Below are 6,925 nucleotides of genomic sequence, written 5' to 3' on the forward strand. Positions count from 1 at the left end.
TTAGGTTATAGACCACCAGCACCCCAAACCCAAGTACCCAAACTATTGCAGAATCAACCCATGTTGCTGCAATGATTTACTATGGAAAAACTCTCTTTGGTAGTGGACCTAAATTGACAGCAGTTCACCCGCATTACTATTCTTAAATTGTTTCTTTTGCTTTTGCAAACTAGGTCTGCGTTTTAATAACTGAGTATAGGATTCATTACCCTCTTTTAAGTCTTCCCCAGGGTAATAATCAACGATGCGATCTGAATAAAAGTTATGCTCTAAGTTATCGCGTAGGATTTTACGGATTTCCCCGCCCTTGCCGCTTGAGCCGTATCCATGAATTACGAGCATCGTTTTAAAACCTGCATTACTCGCCACTCCGAGGTACTGTTCAAACTTGGCAATCGCCTCTTCTACTAAGGGAGCGCCCAATTCCAGATCAAAGATGAGTGTCTCGGTGATGGCCTCTGGCACGTCTGCGCTACCGCACAGTCGACATACCCCCATAACCTGACGCTCTCCTCCACACTGCGGGCAACGACATAAATAGGTTCTGGGTTTACTCATAAAAAATCTGCCCACGCATATCTTTGATAAAGACTTGATAAAACGCTTTCCACTTTTGCATTTCAGCGGGTTGACACACAGCCCCTGGTCTTTGCACTGTTAGTTTTCTTGTTGCGGTAACGGTATTGCCATTTTGAGAATAGCTAGAGCTGTACAGGATGCCATCTTTTTTATAGCTCACAGCGCTTGGAATGCGGGTAACTTTGACATTTTTTGGAAACACAATGTCATATCCTTCGGCTACAGTTCTAGTGCTGCAGGTATATGGCTCACGAAATAGCTCTGGCGGTCGATCATTGGCAATGGTGGCTAATTCACCTGGTCCCAAGCCCACGGGTATGGTCATAGCGCCAGGCCCAGGTACATTAGCTACCGCGTCAAGTGTAAATTCTCCATCGACTTCAAAAGGCTTATTCAGGTCATAAACATGGCTTAGTTTCAGTTTGCCTTCTCCGGTTTGTCTAAACTTGGCAAAGTGATTGCGCACAAAGCGCTCTGCTAAGCTGGTATCGCCACCCTCATATTTCAAGCGGGCACTTAGTTCTGCTGTGCCTACATAATTTGTATGGGAGCTACCTTTAATCATGCCATCTTCAGAAATCGTCATCCTTACGCCAGTAATGACTTGATTATTCTCCGCTAAGGGTTTCGGGGTTCGTCCTATCTTGCCAAGCTTAGTCAGAATTGTGGGTTTATCTAACTCATCTTGCGGTAAGACACCAAAGGGGGCTAGCTCAGATGTAGAGTCGACATATAAATTCCATTTGGGTAAATAGGTAATCACATGGTTCATAGGCGAAATGATGGGGTACTTGGGTAAGGTATAGGCACCACCAGAATTAATCAGGGCAGAGCTTGCTTCAATGCCCTTAGCATTTAGCAGTGCAATCAATAAAACATTGTGGTCTTTGCAATCGCCATACCGATTTAAAATGACCGTATTAGCGCTATGCGGAATAATGCCGCCATCACCTAGAAAAATCGCCACATAACGGATCTCTCTCGTAACCCAGTTATAAAGGGCCTTAGCCTGTTCTTTGGAGTCGTCAATGCCTTTAGTAATATCATTGGCTAGCTTTTGCACTTCGGGTGTTACTGCAGCTTTACTTTTAGTACGCTCTTCATAGGCTTTGGCAAAGGTTTCTTGGCTATCCATGCTAGATATACGGAAATACGGAGCAAAGTCGTGATAGGCAACTTGTAACTGCTCCCTTAAATAAATTGCTTTGTTTTGATAACTAAGGCTGAAGCGCTTCATGCCACTAGGCAAATCCTCTACCACACCCCCTTTAATACCTTTTGTATCAATATATAGTTTTCGATCGGCTGGGTAAGTTAAGGTGTAATCAAAGGCGTCGTACTCAAGTTGCGGAGAAAAACTAAAGTGGCTGTAAAAATACCCTGGCATCACAGCTTGCTTGGTAGTTAATTTCGCTTTGTAATACGTTCTAGTGCCCACGCTCACATTAGGAAAGATTATGATCACGTGTTTTTGATCAGAAAAAATAGCTGCGCCCTTGGCAATATCATCTTCAACGATTCGAATCGCATTAGGCGCTACAGTTATTTTTTTACCTTGCGGGGTTATGGTGTAAGCATCTAAGATTTCGAGGGTCTCTAAGCTGCTATTAAAGGGTAAATCGGCCTGCGATTCACTTTCAATCGCTAATTGAGAGCGCACAACTTTAGTCAACTCTTCAATCTCGACTACCGTGCCATCGGCATTGAGGGTTTCGTGAATAACTTGCTTTTCAATCGTCGATAAGGCCTCAAGTTGACCTGCATGCGGCAGGGAGGCGTAAATTAAGAAGTAACCCCCTAGCAAAACTGCGGCAAGACCGGTAAGCGACTGTAGAGCAAATTTCATGTGGTGTTTCCCATGCTACTTAATGTAGCGGATTTTGATGACTACTGAAGTAATTCCTAGTTTCTTTATTTTCTTGAGCTAGTAGCTCATTAGGTGAGCCTTACGCGTTTTATTGTTAAGTTATCTACTGAAAAAGGAGTGTTCTTATGAAATCGACTCAGTTTGGAGTGAGCTATCCAACTTATTCTGCCCTATTGAATAAAAGCATACTCATTTTACTAATTGCAACGCAGCTGATCTTATCGATTCGGCCTGTTTTTGCCCAGGCTATTTACGGGCCTGAAGGCCAGTACCGTGGGTATAGCCAGACTTCACCCAGTGGTGTAACCAATGTGTATAACGCTGCCGGTCAAAATACCCAATCGTTTCAAACAGATCATGGCCAGACTAGTTTTTATAGTCCACAAGGCCAATATCAAGGCGTCTCAACCGCGCCCGTCGTCATGCAGCCCAACACTACCCTTGGTGCACCCAGACAAGCGCCTCAAGCCCCAAGCGTTAAGGGTTGGTAATTTGCACCTTATTTTGGAAAAACTCATGAAAACCACAATTATTGCCTTACAGCTTTTTTGCTCTGCCACCGTATTTGCGCAAACAGCGAATTGGAATGACTCGCCAGCCAACTGGAATAACAGTATTAGTAATTGGGATAACTCCTCTTCTAACTGGAGTAATAGCCCGAGCAATTGGGATAACAGTGCGAGCAACTGGAACGCGACAAATGGCGTATACGACAACCGAGGAAACCGCATTGGCTACGAAACTCAAGCGCCTTCTGGCGTCACCAATATTTACGACAACAACGGTAACCGGATTGGTTACTCACCAAGCAAAAGGTAATCATCATGAAAATCATTGGCTTATTTCTAATTTTTTTATCGCTCTATGGTATGGAGCAGGCCTATGTAAGTCCTACTGGTCTTTTATGGCTTGCAGTTGGTTTGGCACTATTATTTTTTGATGTCATCATTTATTTTCTCAAAACGGAAATCAGAAAAAAATGAAAACCTATTGCTATAGACTGATCAAAATGGAACCCGTTACCACGGATTCTGACGTCGTAGAAACGATTCTTAATGACCAAGGAACCGAAGGCTTTCGTTTTCGAGGCATTAAAAAACTCTGGACTTTGAACGACAAATACGACCCTGTTCAGCGTAATTTCATCATTATGGAGTTACAAGAACAAGACGAGGATGAAATTATATGAAGCAAGCCATACACCTTAATTTGCATCATGAGCGATTTCATTTTCTGCAATCAATTGGCGTCTTTTTACTCTTATTCATGATTGAGACGCGGCTCGGGCTATTTGAGTATGAGGCCGTACAATGGTTCACCATTTTCGCGAGTATTTTTCACCGCTCTATATACTCGTGCGTCTCCAGATCTCTTCATTCAACTTAAAATCTACTTTGGCTAGTCAACCCTCTAAAAAATTACTCTTTCTCGACTTTGATGGTGTACTCCACCCCACTAGTGCCCATGGCCAAGGGCTTTTAAGTAAAGCACCTTTACTAGAAGCTATTACCGATGAAGACTGCCGGATTATTCTTTCAACTAGTTGGCGCTTTCAATACTCACTTGAAGAACTCTGCGCAAAGCTTCCTGAGAAGGTTTCCATCAAAGTGATTGGCATGACTGGAGCGCCCTATATTGGCAAGCACTCCCGCTATTACGAAATCATTAGTTATGTCTCACAACTAGACTGCAAGCCAGTCCAGTGGCGCGCCTTAGATGATGCCTATTGGGAATTTCCTGTTGGCTGCCCAGAACTTATTCGTTGTAACCCAAATACAGGCATTACTGAGCGTGAAATTAGTCTACTTAACGGTTGGCTTGGCACTAGCTCGCAAGTTCCTGCGTTATAAAGCCGTGGGTTCTAAATCGGGCTCTGGTTCGTAATCTTCAAACTCAAACCGCAATTGTCCGGTAACGGGGGTAAGTGGGGTTAAAAAGCGATCGGGGATTAAACCAATGCGTTCATGCTTAAGCTCACTCCTTCTTGGTAGGTAATAACACAGCGCACTTTTTGCCGTTAGTACACGTACTTGCCAGACATGCACAAGACCATGTAGCTCTGGCCAGTGCATGAGCCCAAAGGAATCTTCAATGCGTACAATAATGCCGCGATTTACAGAAAACTTGGTGCGTTTAGTCATAGCAATCATGCCAAGCTCACAGTTGAGATGGTAATTCCCGTTTCTGGAATTAAAGATCATCTGTTTGCTCTGCCTCGATTAAATCCTCCTGAGTATCAACTTCATGAAAATCTATATGTAGTTGCTCTGCGTCGGCAAATTCGTGTTGCAAGGAATAAGTTGGCGGTGTGAGCCTACGCAAGTACGCATCAGGTGCTGGGCCCGCTTTATAGGATTCAACCATGCCATTGCGCTCATACACTAGCCAACCATTGCTAGATGCAACCTCGACCTCCCAGATTTGCATCAACCCGTCTTCCTTGGGCCAGGTAATTAATCCTTTAGACCCCTTGATTCGCACAATACTACCGAGGTTCTCGGGGCAGTGGCACTTCACAGTAATCGCAAGATCGCCGATGCTGCAGTTGAGTTTCATTCATTTCCTTATATTGGGACGTATTTTTATAGTCAAAATTACTAATTTCTAGAATATTTTACGAAAAGCTCACAAAATGAGCTTTAAACGAGATACAGTCATAAAAACTGGAAGGATTTGCCATGAGCCATGAAGATCGCCTGCACCGCATTACCTACCTAATTTTGCAGCGTAAATGCGTGCCTAAAGAAGACTTTTTAGCCGATTTAGAGATCTCGGAAGCGACATTTAAGCGCGACCTTGATTTTTTGCGCGATCGCTTAAACGCTGACATTGTTTATGACCGGTTTAATAATGGCTATAAGTTTAAAAATGAAGCGGCAGCGGCTCAAACTGAATTACCAGGCCTTTGGTTTAACGAAAAGGAGGCTACAGCATTGGTGCTTATGCAGCACTTACTGTCTTCGCTTGATCAAGGTGGCTTGATCGGCCCCCATATCGAGCCTCTCACTGCCGTTATCGACAGCATTATGAGTCGTAGTGAAACCTCGGTGAAAGAGCTACGCAAACGCATCAAAGTCATTGGTATGGCAGCGCGTAAGAACTCAATTGAAAATTTTGCTGAGATTGGTAGTGCCCTATTAAAGCGGCAGCGCTTACAAATTCAGTATTACTCTAAAGGCAAAGATGAAACTACTGATCGTGAAGTCTCACCTCAGCGTCTTATTTATTACCGTGATAACTGGTACCTAGATGCTTATTGCCATCTGCGTAAGGGTTTAAGAAGTTTTGCGCTGGATGGCATTCGCCAAGCCCATATCACCACCACTAAAGCGGATGACATCCCAGAAAAGCAGCTGCAAGAGCACTTTACCGAAAGCTACGGGATCTTTTCAGGAAAAGCTACCCACCGTGCCAAACTCCGCTTTACGCCCTTACACGCTCGCTGGGTCGCGGCAGAAACCTGGCATGGCCAACAAGTCAGTAGTTTTGACCAGAATGGATTTTATACGCTTGAGTTTGATTACGACCAAGACCCAGAGCTCATGATGGATATTCTCAAACATGGCTCTGGAGTTGAGGTATTAGGCCCTGCAGATTTAAAGAAAAAAATAATAACTGAGCTTGGCGCAGCTTTAGCTGTCTATAAAAATTAATGCAGGGTAACTTCTTGGCCTCAATCCTAGCCTCATCCTCAGCTTTTTTTGCGCTGCTATCAAACACTTGCGCGAAGAAACTGATGCAAGTAAATGGACATCCACAGCACTGGGAAAGTTATCACCATCCTTGATGTGGGATTTAGCGTAGTACGGTATCACTGACTTAAGTTATCTTTAGCTGATTGGATTTAAGGCTGGATAAAGCTTTAGTTAGCGAAGCTAGAGCCAAAACAACTGAAACAGCAAGCTAAAGCTGATAGACTAAGAAACTAATAAAAAAAAGGTAAGCCATGGGTGAGAATAAAAACGCACGAGGAAGTTCTGCACAATTCTTTGTTGCTGGTGAATTATGTAGAAGAGATTTAGTGGCTGTAGTTACTATGGGCAATACACCAAACACAGATATCTTATGCAGTAACACTGAAGGAACAAAGTTTATACATATTCAAGTTAAAACATATGTTCCAGGCAACAAGACAGTAACTGTTGGATTAAAAGCTGAAAAGTACTTTGGTAAAAACTTTATTTGGGTATTAGCTGGAATACCTAAGGCTGATAGCGATAAAAAATTTGAGTTTTATATTGTCCCAAGTAAAGAAGTTGCTAAAAATGTCAGCGAATCTCATCGCTTATGGTTAGCTTATGAGGGTGTAATAAAGTGGAATGGTAAAAAAAGAAAAGGTAGCACTATGCGTGTGAACTGCTGTCAATTTAGGTCCACTACCAAAGAGAGTTTTTCCATAGTAAATCATTGCAGCAACATGGGTTGATTCTGCAATAGTTTGGGTACTTGGGTTTGGGGTGCTGGTGGTCTATAACCTAA

At 43.2% G+C, this 6,925-nt stretch carries 10 protein-coding genes; 6 read left to right on the forward strand and 4 right to left on the reverse strand.

The features are described 5' to 3' along the window. Positions 1 to 108 precede the first annotated feature (108 nt). Together LZT22_RS12550 and LZT22_RS12555 are read right to left on the reverse strand one after the other, a co-directional pair. The gene (locus tag LZT22_RS12550) at positions 109 to 558 is read right to left on the reverse strand and encodes a Smr/MutS family protein (RefSeq protein ID WP_233925641.1); all 450 of its coding nucleotides are present in this window, start codon (positions 556 to 558) and stop codon (positions 109 to 111) included. Next, a complete protein-coding gene (locus LZT22_RS12555; RefSeq protein ID WP_233925642.1) occupies positions 551 to 2,425 on the reverse strand; it encodes a DUF3857 domain-containing protein in 1,875 nt (624 codons plus the stop codon). Before LZT22_RS12555 ends, LZT22_RS12550 begins: the two co-directional genes overlap by 8 nt. A gap of 146 nt (positions 2,426 to 2,571) precedes the next feature. On the opposite strand from LZT22_RS12555, the gene LZT22_RS12560 reads away from it, so the two are divergent. The 4 genes from LZT22_RS12560 (at position 2,572) to LZT22_RS12575 (ending at position 4,296) form a co-directional block, all read left to right on the forward strand. Then, positions 2,572 to 2,937 (forward strand): hypothetical protein, encoded by a 366-nt coding sequence (locus tag LZT22_RS12560; protein ID WP_233925643.1) that lies wholly within the window; start codon positions 2,572 to 2,574, stop codon positions 2,935 to 2,937. 25 nt (positions 2,938 to 2,962) lie between these two features. Further along, on the forward strand, positions 2,963 to 3,265 hold the full coding sequence (locus tag LZT22_RS12565; protein WP_233925644.1) for a hypothetical protein: 303 nt from the start codon (positions 2,963 to 2,965) through the stop codon (positions 3,263 to 3,265). A gap of 5 nt (positions 3,266 to 3,270) precedes the next feature. Then, complete coding sequence (locus tag LZT22_RS12570) at positions 3,271 to 3,429, forward strand: hypothetical protein (protein ID WP_233925645.1); 159 nt, start codon at positions 3,271 to 3,273, stop codon at positions 3,427 to 3,429. Positions 3,430 to 3,840: 411 nt separating this feature from the next. Then, on the forward strand, positions 3,841 to 4,296 hold the full coding sequence (locus LZT22_RS12575; protein ID WP_233925646.1) for an HAD domain-containing protein: 456 nt from the start codon (positions 3,841 to 3,843) through the stop codon (positions 4,294 to 4,296). Here the strand turns inward: LZT22_RS12575 and LZT22_RS12580 are convergent. Both LZT22_RS12580 and LZT22_RS12585 read right to left on the reverse strand, forming a co-directional pair. Then, complete coding sequence (locus LZT22_RS12580; RefSeq protein ID WP_233925647.1) at positions 4,291 to 4,587, reverse strand: hypothetical protein; 297 nt, start codon at positions 4,585 to 4,587, stop codon at positions 4,291 to 4,293. The genes LZT22_RS12575 and LZT22_RS12580 overlap by 6 nt on opposite strands. Positions 4,588 to 4,636: 49 nt before the next feature. Beyond that, the gene (locus LZT22_RS12585; RefSeq protein ID WP_233925648.1) at positions 4,637 to 5,002 is read right to left on the reverse strand and encodes a hypothetical protein; all 366 of its coding nucleotides are present in this window, start codon (positions 5,000 to 5,002) and stop codon (positions 4,637 to 4,639) included. Positions 5,003 to 5,124: 122 nt separating this feature from the next. Here LZT22_RS12585 and LZT22_RS12590 point away from each other — a divergent pair, with 122 nt between their 5' ends. Then, entirely contained in the window at positions 5,125 to 6,099 is a 975-nt protein-coding gene (locus LZT22_RS12590) for a YafY family protein (RefSeq protein WP_233925649.1), read from the forward strand. A 293-nt stretch (positions 6,100 to 6,392) separates the two neighbouring features. Next, the gene (locus tag LZT22_RS12595; protein WP_233925650.1) at positions 6,393 to 6,872 is read left to right on the forward strand and encodes a hypothetical protein; all 480 of its coding nucleotides are present in this window, start codon (positions 6,393 to 6,395) and stop codon (positions 6,870 to 6,872) included. Positions 6,873 to 6,925: the final 53 nt, after the last annotated feature.

The sequence above is a fragment of the Polynucleobacter sp. IMCC 29146 genome (genome assembly GCF_021395195.1).
Lineage (GTDB): Bacteria > Pseudomonadota > Gammaproteobacteria > Burkholderiales > Burkholderiaceae > Polynucleobacter.

Coding starts and splice junctions, on each gene's coding strand:
- LZT22_RS12550 (WP_233925641.1), bottom strand. CDS start 558: ATGAGTAAACCCAGAACCTATTTATGTCGTTGCCCGCAGTGTGGAGGA.
- LZT22_RS12555 (WP_233925642.1), bottom strand. CDS start 2,425: ATGAAATTTGCTCTACAGTCGCTTACCGGTCTTGCCGCAGTTTTGCTA.
- LZT22_RS12560 (WP_233925643.1), top strand. CDS start 2,572: ATGAAATCGACTCAGTTTGGAGTGAGCTATCCAACTTATTCTGCCCTA.
- LZT22_RS12565 (WP_233925644.1), top strand. CDS start 2,963: ATGAAAACCACAATTATTGCCTTACAGCTTTTTTGCTCTGCCACCGTA.
- LZT22_RS12570 (WP_233925645.1), top strand. CDS start 3,271: ATGAAAATCATTGGCTTATTTCTAATTTTTTTATCGCTCTATGGTATG.
- LZT22_RS12580 (WP_233925647.1), bottom strand. CDS start 4,587: ATGACTAAACGCACCAAGTTTTCTGTAAATCGCGGCATTATTGTACGC.
- LZT22_RS12585 (WP_233925648.1), bottom strand. CDS start 5,002: ATGAAACTCAACTGCAGCATCGGCGATCTTGCGATTACTGTGAAGTGC.
- LZT22_RS12590 (WP_233925649.1), top strand. CDS start 5,125: ATGAGCCATGAAGATCGCCTGCACCGCATTACCTACCTAATTTTGCAG.
- LZT22_RS12595 (WP_233925650.1), top strand. CDS start 6,393: ATGGGTGAGAATAAAAACGCACGAGGAAGTTCTGCACAATTCTTTGTT.